The 16,821-nt window shown below is 64.8% G+C and carries 17 protein-coding genes and 1 tRNA gene; 8 read left to right on the top strand and 10 right to left on the bottom strand.

Features of this window, described 5'->3' with window-relative positions; genetic code table 11:
• Positions 1–564 precede the first annotated feature (564 nt).
• Positions 565–1,077, top strand: a complete 513-nt coding sequence (locus H4W26_RS07535; protein ID WP_192591467.1) for an endonuclease domain-containing protein — start codon at positions 565–567, stop codon at positions 1,075–1,077.
• Positions 1,078–1,095: 18 nt separating this feature from the next.
• Here H4W26_RS07535 and H4W26_RS07530 read toward each other — a convergent pair whose 3' ends face one another.
• Positions 1,096–1,776 (bottom strand): response regulator, encoded by a 681-nt coding sequence (locus tag H4W26_RS07530; protein ID WP_192591466.1) that lies wholly within the window; start codon positions 1,774–1,776, stop codon positions 1,096–1,098.
• A complete protein-coding gene (locus tag H4W26_RS07525; RefSeq protein WP_192591465.1) occupies positions 1,773–3,041 on the bottom strand; it encodes a sensor histidine kinase in 1,269 nt (422 codons plus the stop codon). The genes H4W26_RS07530 and H4W26_RS07525 overlap by 4 nt, the downstream gene beginning before the upstream one ends.
• A 126-nt stretch (positions 3,042–3,167) precedes the next feature.
• Here H4W26_RS07525 and H4W26_RS07520 point away from each other — a divergent pair, with 126 nt between their 5' ends.
• Positions 3,168–3,962 carry a GAP family protein gene (locus tag H4W26_RS07520; RefSeq protein ID WP_192591464.1) on the top strand — a complete coding sequence of 265 codons (795 nt, stop codon included), beginning with the start codon at positions 3,168–3,170 and terminating at the stop codon, positions 3,960–3,962.
• A 41-nt stretch (positions 3,963–4,003) separates the two neighbouring features.
• On the opposite strand, the gene H4W26_RS07515 is transcribed toward H4W26_RS07520, so the two are convergent.
• Complete coding sequence (locus H4W26_RS07515; protein ID WP_192591463.1) at positions 4,004–4,519, bottom strand: GNAT family N-acetyltransferase; 516 nt, start codon at positions 4,517–4,519, stop codon at positions 4,004–4,006.
• A gap of 78 nt (positions 4,520–4,597) precedes the next feature.
• Between H4W26_RS07515 and H4W26_RS07510 the strand changes: the two genes are divergently transcribed.
• Both H4W26_RS07510 and H4W26_RS07505 read left to right on the top strand, forming a co-directional pair.
• Positions 4,598–5,269: an O-methyltransferase gene (locus tag H4W26_RS07510; RefSeq protein ID WP_192591462.1), complete on the top strand. Its 672-nt coding sequence runs from the start codon at positions 4,598–4,600 to the stop codon at positions 5,267–5,269.
• Positions 5,270–5,343: 74 nt separating this feature from the next.
• Positions 5,344–5,991: a TrmH family RNA methyltransferase gene (locus H4W26_RS07505; protein WP_192591461.1), complete on the top strand. Its 648-nt coding sequence runs from the start codon at positions 5,344–5,346 to the stop codon at positions 5,989–5,991.
• A gap of 2 nt (positions 5,992–5,993) precedes the next feature.
• Here H4W26_RS07505 and H4W26_RS07500 read toward each other — a convergent pair whose 3' ends face one another.
• Complete coding sequence (locus H4W26_RS07500; RefSeq protein WP_318779800.1) at positions 5,994–6,563, bottom strand: YdeI/OmpD-associated family protein; 570 nt, start codon at positions 6,561–6,563, stop codon at positions 5,994–5,996.
• The gene (locus H4W26_RS07495; protein WP_192591459.1) at positions 6,556–7,431 is read right to left on the bottom strand and encodes a hypothetical protein; all 876 of its coding nucleotides are present in this window, start codon (positions 7,429–7,431) and stop codon (positions 6,556–6,558) included. Before H4W26_RS07495 ends, H4W26_RS07500 begins: the two co-directional genes overlap by 8 nt.
• Before the next feature lie 81 nt (positions 7,432–7,512).
• Between H4W26_RS07495 and H4W26_RS07490 the strand changes: the two genes are divergently transcribed.
• Positions 7,513–7,585 (top strand) — tRNA-Ala (locus tag H4W26_RS07490).
• 184 nt (positions 7,586–7,769) lie between these two features.
• Positions 7,770–8,051: a DUF3892 domain-containing protein gene (locus H4W26_RS07485; RefSeq protein ID WP_192591458.1), complete on the top strand. Its 282-nt coding sequence runs from the start codon at positions 7,770–7,772 to the stop codon at positions 8,049–8,051.
• Positions 8,052–8,238: 187 nt separating this feature from the next.
• On the opposite strand, the gene H4W26_RS07480 is transcribed toward H4W26_RS07485, so the two are convergent.
• The 3 genes from H4W26_RS07480 to H4W26_RS07470 are packed head-to-tail and all read right to left on the bottom strand — an operon-like array spanning position 8,239 to position 11,388.
• Positions 8,239–9,054, bottom strand: a complete 816-nt coding sequence (locus H4W26_RS07480) for a carbohydrate ABC transporter permease (protein ID WP_192591457.1) — start codon at positions 9,052–9,054, stop codon at positions 8,239–8,241.
• Positions 9,051–10,019 (bottom strand): carbohydrate ABC transporter permease, encoded by a 969-nt coding sequence (locus H4W26_RS07475; protein WP_192591456.1) that lies wholly within the window; start codon positions 10,017–10,019, stop codon positions 9,051–9,053. Before H4W26_RS07475 ends, H4W26_RS07480 begins: the two co-directional genes overlap by 4 nt.
• A 1-nt stretch (position 10,020) precedes the next feature.
• Positions 10,021–11,388 carry an ABC transporter substrate-binding protein gene (locus tag H4W26_RS07470; RefSeq protein WP_192591455.1) on the bottom strand — a complete coding sequence of 456 codons (1,368 nt, stop codon included), beginning with the start codon at positions 11,386–11,388 and terminating at the stop codon, positions 10,021–10,023.
• Between the two features lie 222 nt (positions 11,389–11,610).
• On the opposite strand from H4W26_RS07470, the gene H4W26_RS07465 reads away from it, so the two are divergent.
• Both H4W26_RS07465 and H4W26_RS07460 read left to right on the top strand, forming a co-directional pair.
• The gene (locus H4W26_RS07465) at positions 11,611–12,537 is read left to right on the top strand and encodes a sugar-binding transcriptional regulator (protein WP_192591454.1); all 927 of its coding nucleotides are present in this window, start codon (positions 11,611–11,613) and stop codon (positions 12,535–12,537) included.
• A gap of 59 nt (positions 12,538–12,596) precedes the next feature.
• Positions 12,597–14,093 (top strand): mannitol dehydrogenase family protein, encoded by a 1,497-nt coding sequence (locus H4W26_RS07460; RefSeq protein WP_192591453.1) that lies wholly within the window; start codon positions 12,597–12,599, stop codon positions 14,091–14,093.
• Between the two features lie 10 nt (positions 14,094–14,103).
• Here the strand turns inward: H4W26_RS07460 and H4W26_RS07455 are convergent, their stop codons facing one another.
• Together H4W26_RS07455 and H4W26_RS07450 are read right to left on the bottom strand one after the other, a co-directional pair.
• Positions 14,104–15,639 carry a PTS ascorbate transporter subunit IIC gene (locus H4W26_RS07455; protein WP_192591452.1) on the bottom strand — a complete coding sequence of 512 codons (1,536 nt, stop codon included), beginning with the start codon at positions 15,637–15,639 and terminating at the stop codon, positions 14,104–14,106.
• A 9-nt stretch (positions 15,640–15,648) separates the two neighbouring features.
• Positions 15,649–16,437, bottom strand: a complete 789-nt coding sequence (locus H4W26_RS07450; RefSeq protein ID WP_192591451.1) for a PTS sugar transporter subunit IIA — start codon at positions 16,435–16,437, stop codon at positions 15,649–15,651.
• Between the last annotated feature and the right edge of the window lie 384 nt (positions 16,438–16,821).

The raw sequence follows: 16,821 nt of genomic DNA, 5'->3' as shown, positions 1-16,821 counted from the left end.
GGTGTCTTTCGATATGCTCCGCCATTTAGTGGGCGATTTTCGGGATTTTCGAAGCAAGATCTGGCCTGAACTTCCCGAATATCGCCCAGTAGATGTGAGGTTGTGGAGAAACGGCTAACCATCCGGCAATGGTCGTCAGACTTGCGAGATGGACGCGCTTCCGCCGCAGCTCACCACGCGAGCTTTCACGGCCGCCGAAGCTCTTCGCGAGGGTCTGCCCCGAGAGCGCCTTCGACGCAGGGACATCCTCGCGTTGGGGTCCGGTGTCCACGTTGCCCGGGCGCTCGCCGATGTGTGCACTCCCCAGGAGACCCTCGAGATCAAAGCGGCGGCCCTCCTCCGAGATCGGCCAGAGATGTGGGTCTCGCACCAAACCGCCGCCGAAATCCACGGGTTGTGGCTGCCAGACAGGTTGCAGAAGGACGGGCGCCTGCACCTTGCCCACCCAGCGGGCCCGGACGTCTGGACGCGGCGCGGAGGTGTCTGCGGGCACCGGGTCTCGCTCCGACGCCAGGATGTGGTGACTCGTAGGGGCTCAGAGTCGCGACACCAGCCCGCACATGGTTGGATCTGGGCAGGCTCTGCACCGTCCGCGAGCTGATCATCATCGGCGACCAGCTGGTGCGGCATCCCTACCCGCGCTTCGAAGGACGGGCTGCGCCCCATGCCACACTCGCCGAACTTCGGGGCCTCCTGGAGGAAAGCCCCGGCACGCCAGGCCGACGACGCTGCCTCGCCGCGCTGACCTGGATCCGTGTCGGCGCAGACTCCGTCCCGGAAACGCTTCTCCGGCTCGCGCTGATCCGCGCAGGCTTGCAGGAGCCGCAGCTGCAGGTCCCCGCCCAGCCGAGATTCCGCTGGTCACCCCGCGCCGATCTGGGCTACCCGGCGTTGAAGATCGCCATCCAGTACGACGGCGAGACCCATTTCACGCCGCACCAGCAGCGCGCTGATCAGCGGCGCGACAACGTCTTCTTTGCCGAGGGTTGGAGGCTGCTGCGCTTCAACCAGCAGGACCATCGCGAAGGATTTGAGCGGGCGGTCGGGCAGGTGCGCTCAGCACTCCGTCTCGGGTAGGCAACCCCACCACACCTCTCATGCGAGCCGAGCCTCCCGAGCAAGGATCGCGGCCTGCATCCGTGAGCTCAGCTGCTGCTTCGACAGGATGCTGGACACATGCGTCTTGACGGTCGCCAGACTGACGAAGAGCTCCTGAGCAATCTGGGCGTTGGAGAGCCCGCGACCGAGCGCTGCGAGGACGTCGAGCTCCCTTCGCGTCAGGTGTTCTGAGACTTCCGCAGGGGCATCGTCGGACGACGACGGCGATGCGTTCGCCTCCAAATCGTCCCCGCCGGCGAACTCGCGAAGCAGCTTGCGTGTCACTTCCGGGGCGAGGACCCCGTCGCCGGCCGCCACCCTCCGGATCGCGTCGATCAGCTGATCCGGCTCCACCGACTTCAACAGGAAACCGGACGCACCAGCGCGCAACGCACCGAATACGACCTCATCCAGGTCGAAAGTGGTGAGCATCAACACCTGAGCCGCAGAATCTGCCACGATCCTGCGGGTGGCGGCGATGCCGTCCGTGCCTGGCATCCGCGCGTCCATCAGCACCACATCAGGTCGCAGCGCAAACGCTTGACTCACCGCAGCGGCTCCGTCGGCAGCCTCTCCAACGACGTCGATCCCCTCCGCGGTCTCCAGCAGCAACCTCAGCCCGGCGCGGATGCTGGAGTGGTCATCGGCGAGGACCACGGTGATGCGCTCCTGGTTCATCTCTGCTCCTGATTCAGCGGAAGTTCGGCCTCGACCATCCAGAGCTGTGAGCCCCTGCGAACCCTGGTCGGGTTCTCGCCCATCGGGCCGGCGTTCAAGGACCCTCCGATCAGCTGTACCCGTTCACGCATCACCGCCAAGCCCACGCCGGTTCCGAGGGGTGCGTCGTCGTCGTTCCCCTTGGGTACGCCGTCGGAATCGGCCGGATCATCCGCCACTGGGGACGTGACTGTGAGCTGCAGGCGTTTGCGCTTCTGACGCAGGGTCACAGCTGCTTGCGCATCGCCATGCTTCGCGGCGTTGGTCAGCGATTCCTGCAGCACTCGCAGCAGCACATGATGCTGGCCTGTTGTCAGATTCGCCGGTGGTTCGCCCGTCACGCTGATCTCCATTCCGCGGTCTCTCGCCCGGGTGAGCACGTCCTCCCAGCTGGTTCCGTCGAGCAGCTCCTGGTAGTTCAGGGACTCCGCCTCGGGCGACCCTCCCTCACCGCGCAGCAGCAGGACCATCTCTCGCAGCTGCGCGAGAGCCTCCACGCTGATGCTCCGGATGCTTCCCAGGGCACGCCGATCCCGTTCGGTGTCGGCCACAGAATTCAGCACGGCCCCAGAGGTCAGCGCGATCGCGGAGACCTGCGAGGAGACCACATCGTGGAGCTCCCGTGCCATGCGCTGCCGTTCCTGATCCACAGCTTCGCGACGCTTGCTCGCCTGTCGGCGGAGCATGCTGGCGTGGCGTTCGGCCTCCAGCTGGTGTCGGGCGTCAGGCTCCTGCCAGAGCGGGTAGCCGCGCCGGACCTCCGCCGCCCACCACAGGGGCATCAACAGCACGGCGAGACCGACGAGGGCAATGCTCAGCGCTCCCTCCCAGTCCGCACCCACGAAAAGGCCCAGCGCGGATGACGCCAGGGTGATGCCGGTCAACGCAGCCGCAGAGGCCACGACTGCCCGCGGCGACCCTCGGATGCCGAGGTTGTACACCAGGTCAGACAGGCACAGCAGGATCCCCACATTCACGCCGATACTGAGGTCCAGCACGACGATGCCACACCCCAAAGTCAGCGCAAGCGTCGGTCGACGGATCCGCAGCAGCAGCGCTCCGGCCATCAGCGTCAGCGGAATCAGGTGCCACCACAGTTCTGGAGTGACGCCGAGGGCGCTCCACCACGGAAGCTCGGCCACACCGGCCCAGCCCACCGCGAGGATCAGCACCGCGACGCCGAGCGTCAGCAGTGACTGCAGGTGTGCCCGGACGCTCGGCCTCATGACCATATTCGATCACAGAGAAGCCCAACCCGCTTCCGACCAAAGGTTGAGAATGAGGACGCCGTCGACCGGGATTCGATCCTTTGACCGATGTGCTCTGCGGGCCGGGCGGGCGAGTCTAAGCGCATGATCAATGAACTGCTGGCCAGCGTGGACACCCTATGGGCGTTGCTGGGCGCGCTGACCGTGCTTGCACTTCTGGACTCGACGAGCTTCGGGACATTGTTGATTCCAGTGTGGCTGCTGATGGCGTCGGGTCGGCTTCGGGCGGGGCGAGTCCTGGTCTACCTCGCAGTGGTGGCCGGTGCCTATGCCGTGATCGGGCTCCTGCTCTTGCTGAGCCTGCTGCTGTTCGGGACCCAGCTGGTCGACGGTCTGACGCGAGCCCAACAGATGCCGGCGGTGTTGCTCGCCCAGGTGGGGCTGGGCATTGGTCTGATCGTCTACAGCTTTCGGCTGGATCCGCTCAGCACGGCGGGGAAGGAGCGCAAGCGTCAGCGGGAGGAGGCCAGTGGGTCAGCGGGGCGGGTTCGTCGCTTCCGGGAGCGGGCGGTGGGGGAGGGCGCCCGAGCTGGGATCAGGCCGCTGGTCCTGTTGGGGGTGGCGGCGGTAGGTCTGGAGGTCGCGACGTTGCTGCCCTATCTGGCCGGGATCGGGCTTGTGGCGGCGTTCGACCCGGGAGTGCCCGCAGCCCCGGCGCTGATTCTCTTCTATTGCGCGGTCATGATCACACCGGCGCTGGTGTTGCTGGCGACACGGGTGTTCGCGGCCCGCGCAGTGGAGCGGCCGTTGCGGTGGTTGGAAGGGTTCCTCAGTCGACACGCGAACGGCACCGTGGCGCTGATCCTGTTCCTGGTGGGCCTCTGGGTGGGACTGAACGGGCTCGGTGGATTGGAAGAGGCGGGATGGAATGTGGGTTGAGTGACGGGTTCAAGCCCCGTCGCTCTCGCCGTGCCTGACCCTCATCTCCCCAGTGAGCGCTGCATCAGGATCGTGCTCAACGTGCGTCCGCGCTTGACCCCGACGTCGGCCAGTCGTCCCACCTCGGTGAAGCCCAGCTTTTCGTGCAGCACATACGAGGCGCGGGTGGACTCGTCCTCTGAGAGCACCGCGATGACCTGGCGGTGCCCGGCCTCCTCGCAGCGAATCAGCAGCTCAGCGAGCAGCGCGCGACCGATCCCGCGCCCCTGGGCTCCTGGGCGCAGGTACACGGTGTCCTCCACGGTGTGGCGGTATGCGGACTTGCGCCGCCAGTGTCCGGCATAGGCGAACCCCTGCACGACGCCGGCCTCCGCGGCGACCAGGAAGGGGTGGCCTGCCGCCCGCTTCTCCGCCAGCTCGGCGGCCCACTCGGAGACACCCATCGGCTCCTCGCTGAAGGTGATCACCGTGTGGTGGGCGTAGTGGGTCTGGATCATCACGACTTGGGCGAGGTCGCGGGGTTCGGCGGGTCGAATAGTGAGCGAAGCTTCAGCCATATCTGGAGCATATGCCCGTAGCGGCTCTGGACCGGTGAACCATTCCCGGCAGTGCGCTCGCGGGCCTAGGGTGCTGACATGGGTGAAATGGACAATGCATGGACAGCTGTAGATGACTACCTCATCGAACGCCTGGTGCCGGAGGATGAGGCGCTCGCCGAGACTCGGCGCAGTTCCGCGGAGACTGTGACCCCGGGGATCGACGTCACGGCCAATATGGGCGCCTTCCTGGCGCTCCTCGTGCAGATCTCCGGCGCCAAGCGGGTGCTGGAGTTCGGCACCCTGGCGGGGTATTCGAGCATCTGGATGGCACGAGCCATGGACGACGACGGCGCAGTGGTCACCTTGGACATCGATCCGGCGGCGGCCCAGGTGGCCCGGAGGAACTTTACGGCTGCCGGTGTGGCGGAGCGCGTACACGTGCGGGTGGGCCCGGCATTGGAGTCTGCACAGATGCTGGTCGAGGAACAGGAAGAACCCTTCGACCTGGTGTTCATCGACGCTGACAAGGCGAACAATCCGCACTACCTCGAGGCTTCGCTGACGCTGTCACACCCCGGCACCGTGATCGTGATCGACAACGTGGTGCGCGGCGGTGCGGTGGTGGATGAAGACAGCACCGACCCGGACATCCAGGGCATCCGTACCCTGATGGATCGGATCGAGACCGACGAACGGCTCACCGCCACCGCGCTGCAGACGGTGGGACTCAAGGGCTGGGACGGGTTCCTCCTGGCGCGGGTGAACTAGTCGGACGCTCATCGGCGGCACCGGGCGCAGAGGCTGTGAGATTCCACCAGAGCAGGTGGGATAGCCTCGAACCCATGGAGCAGCAGGGGCAGGCCGACGGCGCAGCGCAGCCCACCGAACGCGAGATCGGTGTGGGCCCGTGGGAGGGACCGTGGCCCCAGGGCGAGCACTACGACCCAGAGCTGCTGCGCGAAGGTGACCGCCGCAACGTCATCGATGAGTACCGCTACTGGTCCCACGCGGCCATCGTCGAAGACCTCGACTCACGCCGCCACGACTTCCATGTGGCGATCGAGAACTGGCAGCATGACTTCAACATCGGCACCGTGGTGCGCACCGCCAATGCATTCATGGCCAAAGAGGTGCACATCATCGGGCGCCGGCGCTGGAACCGCCGAGGCGCGATGGTGACCGATCGGTACCAGCACGTCCGGCACCACCCAACAGTGGAGGACTTCGTGGCCTGGGCGGAATCCGAGGGACTGCCGGTGCTCGGCGTCGACCTCTTTCCCGATTCCAGGCCCATCGAGACCTACGAGCTGCCCCAGCGGTGCGTGCTGGTCTTCGGTCAGGAAGGCCCCGGACTCAGCGAAGAAGTGCGGGAAGCCGCGCAGGACACGCTTTCCATCGCGCAGTTCGGCTCCACCCGGTCCATCAATGCGGGCACTGCGGCAGGGATCGCCATGCACGCCTGGATCCGGCAGCACCGCTTCAGCGGCTGACGCTACGGCGTCTCTCCGCGGTCCAGCTTCTCGATGAACCGCTCGATCCTGCGGGCCCGGGTCACCGGGTTCGCCGCAATCATCAGCTGGTGCAGCACGTGGTACCTGCCCTGGCTGCCCAGCGCCTCGAAGGTCGACTTCGCCGTGGGGGAGACCTCCAGCGCAGCTGCCAGATCTGCTGGCACTTCTGCCCCGGCCTGACCGGCATAGGCTCGATCCCACCTGCCATCGGCCTGAGCCCGTTGGATCTCGGCCACACCTCGCTCACGCATGCGCCCGGAAGCGATCAGCGCCTCCACGTAGCCGACGTTGCGCTGCGACCAGATCGAGGTCCTGCGCCGCGGCGTGAACCGCTGCAGGAAGGTGTTCTCATCGCGGGACTTCCGCTGCCCGTCGATCCACCCGCTGCACAGCGCCTCCTGCAGCGCGTCTGCGTAGCCCAGCGAGTTCGGACTGGTGATGCCCTTCTTCGCCATCACCAGCCAGACTCCGTCCGAGCTGTCCTCATGCTGATCCAGCCAGGCGCGCCAGGCGGCGACGTCGGGCAGGGTCAGCTCGGGAGACTCAGTCACCGCGGCCGGCCCGGGTGCGCGTCGGGTCTCCGGCCCACCGGCTGAGGAACTCGGCGCCGGCCTCATCGTGGATGGCACCGGTGGACGAGGTGAGCACCTCGTACTCGGTCTCCGGGATGCCGTCCTTGGGGCGGACATCAACATGGCTGACGGGAAGACCCCGTTCATGCAGCCAGGTGGCCATGGCGTAGTCGCTGCGCGAGTCCCCCATGGTGAACCAGGTCTCGGCGATGATGCCGCGGGCCTCGAGCAGGCTCAGGCTGCGACGGGCGCCGAGGTCCTTGCCGACTCCTTCGTGCTCCACGTCGGTGGAGATGATGGTGGGGTCGATGCGCACATGCTCCAGCTCGTGCTTCTCGAGCAGGTCCGGGATCGCGGCGTCGAAGTCCTTCTGAGCTTCGAGGTAGTCCTTGTTCTCCACCTCGGTGGACTGCTCCACGGAGACCATGGCGCGCTTGGTCTCATCGAAGAACATCAGCTCGCTGAAGCGCTCCGCCACCAGATCGCGGATGTCGTCGAAGAGGGCGGTGGGGAGCTTGAGCTCTTCGTCGACATTGATCTCGCCGAGCCCTTCGGGGGTCACCTCAGCCCAGACTGCGCCCTTCTCGCTCACCGTGAAGACCGGAGAGTCGGGGAGCAGGCCCGCCGCGCGCATCGGCGGGATCACCTGCTTGGCGATGAAGTCATCGGAGCGCCCGGTGTTGAAGATGACGGGGATGCCCTGATTGGCCATGGCGGTCAGATCTCGCGCGATGGACTCGATGGCGACGCTCCGGCTCACCGGAGAGGCGATGGGCCCGTCGACGTCGAGCAGGAGTCCGAAGGGCGGGGTGGGATTGAAGACGGCAGTCTCAGCAGAAGAAGTCACCTATCCATTATCCTGTACAGGTCGACGTCGCGCGTGCGGTTCTTCGGAGAAGTTCGGTTCGCGTGGTCGTCGGCTCGGTATGGGGCTATAGCTCAGCTGGTAGAGCGCGTCGTTCGCATCGACGAGGTCAGGGGTTCGACTCCCCTTAGCTCCACTCTCACTCCCGCACGCACCTGGCCTCTGTATGCACCCAGCCTCGCCCGTCCCCTGCGGCGTGCCTCTGACCGCGAAGAATGTGGACTAAAGTTTCGGAATGCTCTTCAAATTTGCACTTCCTTGTGTAAACATATCTCTGATGGAGTGACCGGTCTGGTCCCTCGCCAGAGGTGGAGTGACAAGTGGCAGTAGAGATTACGCATGTTCGGTACGGTGCAACGTCGAAAACCGAATCGCAGATTGTGGCCTACCAGTGGCGCAACCCCGACGACGGACATTCCGGGTCCAGCAATAAGCTCATCATGGTGGATCGGGTGGAGAACAAGCGGGGAACCGCCTACGTGGAGACCGGAGGGTTCAGGGCCAGCGTCGCCGTCGTGCGGCCGGATCAGGGTCAGCCGTATCTTCGAACTCGCGCCGACCAGGCCTGGACGAACAATCTGCTTCAGCTCCCCGAGTTCTAGTCTCCTCCGGCACGACTCTTGATCCAATGATGCGGCTCGACTTCCTCGGTTCGCAGTTTTTCAGGAGTCATTCAAGTCTCCGTTTTTTTGCTCGTTCAGCGAGAAACGTGTTCAAGCTGCGGAGTTCTTCAAGTGACGGATTGTTGGAGCGCAGTGCTCCTCATTCTCACCGGTCCGGATTCGCTTCCTATTTGACCGCACCCATGGAGAGCCCGCGCACCAGCTGCTTCTGTGCGACCCAGCCGGCCAGGACCACGGGCAGCGACGCCAGCACCGAGGCGGCCGAGAGTCGTGCCAGGAAGAGCCCTTCGGAGGTCATGGTGCTCAGCAGATAGATGGGTGCTGTGGCCGCATTCGCCGCGGTGAGGTTCAGGGCGAAGAAGAACTCGTTCCAGGCGAAGATCACGCAGATCAGCGCGGTGGCGGCGATGCCGGGAGCGACCATGGGGATCAACACCCGCCGCATGGTGCCGAGCAGCGAGGCGCCATCAAGTGACGCCGCCTCCAGCACCTCTCCGGGGACCTCCAGGAAGAAGGAGCGCATCATCCAGACCGCAATCGGCAGGTTCATGGCGGTGTAGAGGATGATCAGCGTCGCGATGTTATCCAACATCTTGATCTGACCTGCGATGACATAGATCGGCATGATCACCGCGACGACGGGGAGCATCTTGGTGGAGATGAAGAAGAACAGCGCATCCTGTGTCCGCTTCACCGGTCGGATGCTCAGCGCGTAGGCGGCCGGGATGGCGAGCACCAGCACCAGGACGGTGGAGGCGACCGTGGCGATCACCGAGTTCATGAAGTATGGACCGGCGTCGGAGGCGAAGATCGCCCGGTACTGGTCCAAGGTGGGCTCGAAGAAGAAGCTGGGAGGCGAGCTTGCGGCGTCGGTCTCTTGCTTGAAGCTGGTGAGCACCATCCACGCCACTGGGGCGAAGAAGATCAGCGCGATGATCCAGGTGGCCACGGAGAGCAGGCGGCCCCATATCGGATTCTTCATGACTGCTCCTTCGCGTTGATGCTGGTGAAGATGAGCCGCAGCGCCAGCAGCGCAAGGGCGATGGTGGCGATCACGGTGACCACGCCCATGGCGGCAGACTGTCCGATGTCGAAGCCGAGGAATGCGCGCTGGTAGATGTAGAACGGCAGGTTCGCACTTGCCGTCCCGGGGCCGCCGGCGGTCATGAGGTAGATGTGATCGAAGGTGTTCACCACGTAGATCGCGCCCAGAAGAACTGAAAGCTCCAGGTAGAAGCGCAGATGCGGCAGGGTGATGTAGCGGAACGTCTGCCAGGCCGAGGCGCCGTCGACCGAGGCGGCCTCGAGGGCATCACGTGCCTGAGACTGCAGCCCTGCCAGCAGCAGGAGCATCATGAACGGCGTCCACTGCCACACCAGGGCGACGATGACGGAGGTCATCGGGTATTCGCTGGTCCAGTCCACCGGTGAGATTCCCACGAGTCCGATCAGCCAGTTCACCAGCCCGTAGGTCGGGTTGAACATGGAGATGCTCCAGAGCAGCGCTCCGGCCACCGGCATGATCAGGAACGGGGTGATCAGCAGGGTGCGCACGATCCCGCGACCGAAGAACTTCCGGTCCAGCAGCAGCGCCAGCCCCAGTCCGAGGAGCATGGCGATGAACACGCAGCCGAAGGTGATCAGCACCGAGTTCAGAGCCGCTTGCCTGAAGGTGGAGTCGAGGAAGAGGTCGCCGTAGTTGCTCAGGCCGACGAACTGTTCACCCTCGGGGCGCAGGAGGTTGCGGGAGCGCAGCGAGTACCAGATGGTCAGCAGGAACGGGACCTGGGTGACGATGATGACGAAGATCAACGCTGGCATGAGCGGCGCGCGGCGGCGCCAGGCGTCCGCTCGATCAGCCTTCTGCTGCGACTTCTGTTGTGAGGCTGGCTTCGTGGTGCGGGTGTCGCCGGTGACGGCGGTAGGTGGATTCTGCGTCGTCGTCATCTCAGGACTCCCATCCGTAGGTCATGGCGACGGCTTCCGCGAAGCGCTGGGATTGGTCCAGAGCTTCCGTCACCGTCTGTTGACCGGCGATGGCGGCTGAGATCTGCTGACCCACGCGGGTGCCCAGGTCCTGGAACTCGGGAATCGCCACGAACTGCAGCCCGTCGTAGGGCACCTCGTGGACCATGCAGTTCTCCTGGTTCGCGTTGCCCATGGCGGTCAGCGTCGGCTCGGCGTAGTTGCTGGCGATCTCGGCGTACTCCGGAATCTCGTAGGTGGACTCGCGGGAGCCCGGCGGGAGTCCCTCCCAGCCGATCTCGTTGCCCACGAGCTGGAAGTAGTCCGGGTGGGTCATCCACGCGATGAACTCCCAGGCCGCCTGTTTGCGCGGACTGGTCTCCGGGACGGCCAGGCTCCAGGCATAGAGCCACCCTGCATAGTCCGTCTCCGCGGTGGGGGCCAGGGCGTAGTTGACCTTGTCCGCCACGGTGGAGGACCCGGGGTCCTGGATGCCGTTGACCATCGACGAGGCGTCGTACCACATGGCCGCGTTGCCCTGGGCGACCTGGGTGAGGCAGTCACCGAACCCTGCTGTGGCGGCACCAGGCTGGCCCCAGGTCCGCACCGTGTCCACGTAGGTGTTCACCGCGGCTTCGACCTCGGGCGAGTCCAGCATCGGACGCCAATCCATATCGAACCAGCGACCGCCGTAGGTATTGATCACCGTGTTCAGCGGCGCGAGGTTCTCGCCCCAGCCGGCCAGGCCACGCAGTGCGATTCCTGCACGTCCTTGATCGGGTGAGTGGAGGACCTCTGCGAACTCGCGGACCTGATCCCAGGTGGGCCGTTCCGGCATGCTGAGTCCGGCCTCTTCAAAGAGGTCCTCTCGGTAGACCATGAAGCTGGACTCGCCGTAGAACGGCACCGCGTACTGGGTGTCCTCGTAGGAGAGTGCATCACGGATGGTGGTGATGAAGTCATCGGGGTCATACCCCGGAGTCTCGGACATATAGGAGTCAAGACTGGTCAGCCAGCCGTTGGCCGCCCAGATGGGGGTCTCGTAGTTGGAGATCATCACGACGTCGAACTCGCCGCCGCCGGAAGCGACCGAGGCGGTGATCTTCGCGCGGGCCTCATTCTCCGGCAGCGAGACGAAGCGGACATCGATGTTCGGATGGTCGCGCCGGAAGTTTTCGATCAACCCGATGGCGTCCTGCATCTGCGGGTTGGACACGATGGCGACGACGATCGACTCGCGTCCCCCGCTGCCGGTTCTCCCGCCGCTGCATCCACTCAGCGTCAGCGCCGCACCGCCAAGGCCGGCGCCGAGCAGCGTCCGCCTTGTCAGCCGTGGTCCGTTGCTTCCCATAGTGATATCCGTTCTGCGAGGTCCAGCAGGGGCGAGGTTCGCTCATTTGATAGGATTATTTCGCTCAGTTGTTAGGTGACTGTAGTCACAATTCTGAAACGGGGCAACGTGTGTGGAGGTCTGGCGCTGGCGTCTCTGGCTCGCCGGAGAGGCTCCCGGGACCTGAATTCAGCCGCAGCGCAGGCGCCCGTTATGCTCACATGAACTGAGCATGGAGGAACGATGGCTGCGGATCATTTGGTGTTGCTGGCAACACTTGCCACCGAGCACTTCAAGGAGGGGCTCTCTAAAGTTGAGCTCGCGCGCCGGCATGGCGTCTCTCGATTCCAGGTGGCCCGCTTGTTGGACGAGGCGCTCGAGACAGGGATCGTCCGCATCACCATCTTGGACCCGACGGATCCGGGTCCGCAGTTCTCTGGACTTCATGAGGCCTTGGGGATCAACTCAGTGACGGTGGTGCCCCAGCGCGCCACTGAACTGATGCGTCCGGCGTTGGCGCGGCACGCCGCGACCCTGCTCCCGCACCGGTTGCACGAGGGCGGCCGACTGGGGGTTGCCTGGTCGCGCACGCTGATGCACCTGCCCGACTACCTGAGCGATCTGCCTCAGGTGGATGTGGTGCAGCTCGTCGGGGCGCTGAGTGCGCCGGGAACTTCGACGGCGGCCTCCTCGGCATTGATCCACTCTGTAGGCGCTGCAGCCGGCGGGGAGGTCTGGCCGCTTCCCACGCCGTTGATCATGGACACCGCCGAGTCAGCAGCGGCGCTGCGCGGGGTGGCGGAAGTCAGTGCTGCACTCAAAGCCGCCGATGATCTCGACGTCGCCGTCGTCGCCATCGGCGCGTGGGGCCCCGGAACCTCCACCTTCTGGGGGCGCCTGAATGCCGAGGAACAGGCGCAGGCGCAGAAGGGCGGCGTGGTGTCTGAGTGCTCCGGAATCCTCATGGATGCCGACGGTGAGATTGCACTCTCCGGAATGGAGGATCGGGTGATCGGTGTGCGCCCCGAGCAGCTGCGCAGGGCGCATGTGGTCGCCGTCGCCGCCGCTGTGGATCATCCGGAGGCTGTGATCGCCGCGGCGCGAGCCGGCTTCGTCGACGATCTGGTGGTGCCGACCGAGCTTGCTGCTCGGCTCAGTGAGTCCCTCTAGTAATCTCATCTGAGAAATTTTCAGTGCTCAAATGAGTGCACGCTTGGTACAGTGTGGGCATGATCACACTCAATGCCTCCTCACTGAATCAGATCGCGGATGCTTCCGGCGCGCCGGCAGTGCCCACCTATGACCTGGCCCAGCGCCAGGTGGGGATCGTGCATTTCGGGGTGGGCGGTTTCCACCGAGCACACCAGGCGCTGTACTTGGATCGGCTGATGAACGACGGCGAGGCCATGGATTGGGCCATCTGTGGGGTGGGTCTCCTGCCCGGTGATGCGCGGATGCGAGATGCCCTTCTCCCGCAGGACACGCTCTACACGTTGGTGACCAAAGCGCCCGACGGCAGCCGGGACGCCCGGGTGATCGGAACGCTGGCTGAGTACCTCTTCGCCCCTGATGATCCGGAGGCTGTCCTCACCCGGATGACGGACCCCGCGGTGCGCATCGTGTCCCTGACCGTGACCGAGGGCGGCTACAACTACAACGCCTCCACCGGGGAGTTCCAGTTCGAGACTCCTGCTGTGTCCGAGGATCTGGAGGCTGACTTCGCCTCCGGTGCGACCCCGAAGACCATGTTCGGCTACGTGATCGAGGCGCTGCGTCGTCGTCGTGAAGCGGGGGAACAGGCCTTCACAGTGCTCTCCTGCGACAACGTGCGCGGAAATGGCGACCTGGCTCGTCGCATGCTGCTCGCCTATGCCCAGCGCAAGGATCCGGAGCTGGGGGAGTGGATTGCGGAGCATGTGACGTTCCCCAACTGCATGGTGGATCGCATCACGCCGGTCACCGCCGATTCGGACCGTGCCATGGTGGCCGAGAGCTTCGGAGTGCAGGATGCCTGGCCAGTGGTCAGCGAGGACTTCATCCAGTGGGTGCTGGAGGACCGCTTTCCCGCCGGCCGACCGGCGTTCGAGCGGGTCGGGGTGCAGATGGTCGACGACGTCGAACCCTACGAGCTGATGAAACTTCGTCTGCTGAACTGCAGCCACCAGGCCATCGCCTACTTCGGCCTGCTGCTGGGGCACACCTACGCCCACGAGGCAGTCAATGACGAGGACCTGGCTCGGTTTACCCGCAAGAGCTACATGGATGACGAGGGCACCCCCGCTGTGGGCGAGGTCCCGGGAACGGATCTGGAGCAGTACAAGGACCAGCTCATGGAGCGTTTCGGCAACGAGTACGTGGCGGATGCCCTGGCGCGACTGGCTGCGGAGTCCAGTGACCGGATCCCCACCTGGTTGGTCCCGGTGATCCGGGAAAACCTCGCTGCCGGGCGAGACGTGACGGCCTCCGCCGCGATCGTGGCCTCCTGGGCTCGCTACGCCGAGGGCGTTGGTGAGAACGGTGAGCAGTGGGATGTGGTGGACAGGCAGCGTGAACGTGTGATGGCTCGAGCCGCCACCCACGACGAGGACCTCCTGGCGTTCCTGCGCGACGAGGAGCTCTTCGGCGATCTGGTGGAACAGTCAGCCTTCACGGAGCCCTATGCCGAGGCGTTGAAGACCCTGCGTGCCGAGGGTGCACGGGTTCTGCTGCAGCAGATCGTGGCCTGAGGCCACTGGTCTAGCTGCGTGCAGGTGGTGCCGGGGCGCCCTTGGGAGGAGTGATCTTCGCATACTGCCCGTTGGTGCCGGCCGCAGGAGCGTCCGTAGAGGACCGTTCGGGCTGGTCAGGCCGGTGGGGAGAGGCATCCCAGCCCCGGTCGACGACGCGACGCTGCACCAGGATCGCGGCACCAAGAATCAGCAGCCCCAGAGCTGCGACGACGACGATGCCGCCGATCGAGCCGATGCCTGCGCCGTAGCCGACGAGGATCCCAAACCAGCCGAAGTCTGTGTCCCCGAACGTGGTGTTGGCAGAGCCGAAGTCACCAAGGACAAGGAGCAGCAGTGCCGGCAGGAACGTGATGAGCAGACCGTTGACGAAACCGCCTGCCACCGCGCCGCGACGACCACCGGTCGCGTTGCCATAGACGCCGGCTGCGCCACCGGTGAAGAAGTGTGGCACCAGGCCCGGCAGAATCAGGGCGAGGCCGAGCGCGGGGTTGAGCCACAGGGTCAGCGCTGCGAGTCCGACGAGTCCGCCGGTGAAGCTGGAGAGGAAGCCGATCAGCACTGCGTTCTGCGCGTAGGGGAACACGATCGGTGCATCGAGGGCAGGGATGGCGCCGGGCACGATCTTGGCTGCGATGCCCTGGAACGCAGGGACGATCTCGCCAAGGATGGTGCGGACACCGAAGAGGATCACCGCGACGGCGATGCCGAACTGCAGTCCCTGTGTCACCGAGAGCATGATGAAGTTGCCGGGATTCTCCGCGCCGCCGTCGAACGCCTCATAGGCGGCTTCGCCTTCGCGGGCGAAGAAGATCAGCGCGACGACGACGTACATGATCACCATGGACAGGGCGGTCGCGACCATGGAGTCCCGGAGGAATCGCAGTCCTTCGGGGAGCTTCAGGTCTTCCGTGGAGCGGCTGGACTTGCCGCCGACCAGCCGGCCCACGGTTCCTGCCGCGACGTAGCCCGCGGTGCCGAAGTGCCCCATGGCAATGCTGTCATCACCGGTGATCTTGCGGGTGAAGGGCTGCGAGAAGGCCGGGAGTGAGACCATCAGAATCCCGAGCAGCGCGCCGCCGACACCGACTGTGAGCGGCCCGGAGTACCCGGCAGTGGCGAGGACGATCGTGAGCAGCGTGGCCATGAAGAGGATGTGGTGGCCGGTGAGGAAGACATAGCTCAGCGGAGTGAAGCGGGCTAACACCAGACTGATGGCGAATCCAAGGATCATCAGCCACGCCACCTGCGCACCGTAGGTCTCTTGTGCGATCCCGACGATGGCCTCGTTGGTGGGGATGACGCCCTGGGCGCCGGTGGCACCCTGGATCATGATCCCCAGCGGGTCCAAGGATGCGACGACGAGGCCGGCGCCTGCACCGATGAGCAGGAACCCGAGGATCGCCTTCATGGCGCCACCGATGATCTGTCCGGTGGACTTCTTCAGCGCGATCAATCCCACGGCGACGATGATGCCGATCAGGAACGCTGGGACGGAGAGAATCTCGTTGACGAGGAATTCGGGGATTGCGACGAGCCAGTCCATGTGTGTTCCTTAGACGTCGTAGAGCTCGCGCAATGCGCTGTCGAGCTCGTTCTTGCTGGTGAAGTTTTCGATGACCTTGACCGGGATGCCGACATCACCCAGGGACTTGGCGATCTCTCCGGAGGTGAGAATCGCCTTGGCCTCTGAGGCTCGGCCGCGGGCAGAGATGGTGTCGGTGGCCTCGACGTTGAGGAAGCGGCCCCAGCCCCACGTGTCCAAAACACCTTCGAGGGTGTTCTTCAGAAAGAGGGAAGTCCCAAGGCCGTTGCCGCAGACAGTAAGGATCAGATGCTGTTCGGAGCCGCCCGACGACTTTTTCGTGGTCTCGGGAGTCTTTGTGGGCTGGTCCTCTCCACGGAGAATTGCAGTGATTGCCTCGGGAGAGGGGGCTGTATCCACGGCGGCGCGCAAGTCGTCATCGCCCAGGACGCCACTGAGCTCGGCAAGGGCGTGCGTGTGGTCTTTGGAGTCCACAGCGGCAAGAGCCACGACTAAGGAGACCGGATCGTTGTCGCCGCTTCCGAAGTCCACCGGGTCCTTGAGCCGCACCCAGGACATTCCAGTGCGGTGAACAGCCTCGGAGGGACGTGCGTGCGCGAACGCGAAGCCGGGTGCGATGACGATGTACGGGCCGTTGTCGACGACGTTGTCGACCATCGCTTGGGTGTACTCGGCGGACGCAATACCTGCCTGTTCCAGAAGGCCACCCGCAAGGCGCACAGCTGACTGCCAATCTGTTGCCTCGGCATCCAACAGAATCGAGTCCTCGTGAATGAGTTCCGGAAGAGATGAGGTCATGGTTGATCCGTTCTGCTCAGACCTGGTGGTGTCACAGCGGCGATGCTGGCTTTGGAGGCTAGGAGACAGTACCACCAGCTGACGGGAGGGCCCTAGGATGTGAGACCTCGAAAGACGGCAAGTCCTGCATTCATTTGACCCAGATTGAGCAGCGGAGCCGAGAAGCTAGACGCTCCCCGACTCCGCCGATTCATGGTCTCCTACATGTTGCGACAGGTGCCGCGCTCCGGATCGCCGTTCGTTCCGCTACGCCGGTTCTCCGGGGGGATCTGCATTCCACTCGGACAGTTGCTCCGAGTGTGGTGGACATGGGGTGGCTCGTGGATGACCCGGCGCATGAGGTCGGTGCGTGGGTTCGAACTATCGAGTGGAGCCACGTCTTTA

Origin of the sequence: Nesterenkonia halotolerans (assembly GCF_014874065.1) — a bacterium.
Classification (GTDB): Bacteria; Actinomycetota; Actinomycetes; order Actinomycetales; family Micrococcaceae; genus Nesterenkonia; species Nesterenkonia halotolerans.
This window is presented reverse-complemented; position numbering and strand designations above follow the sequence as displayed.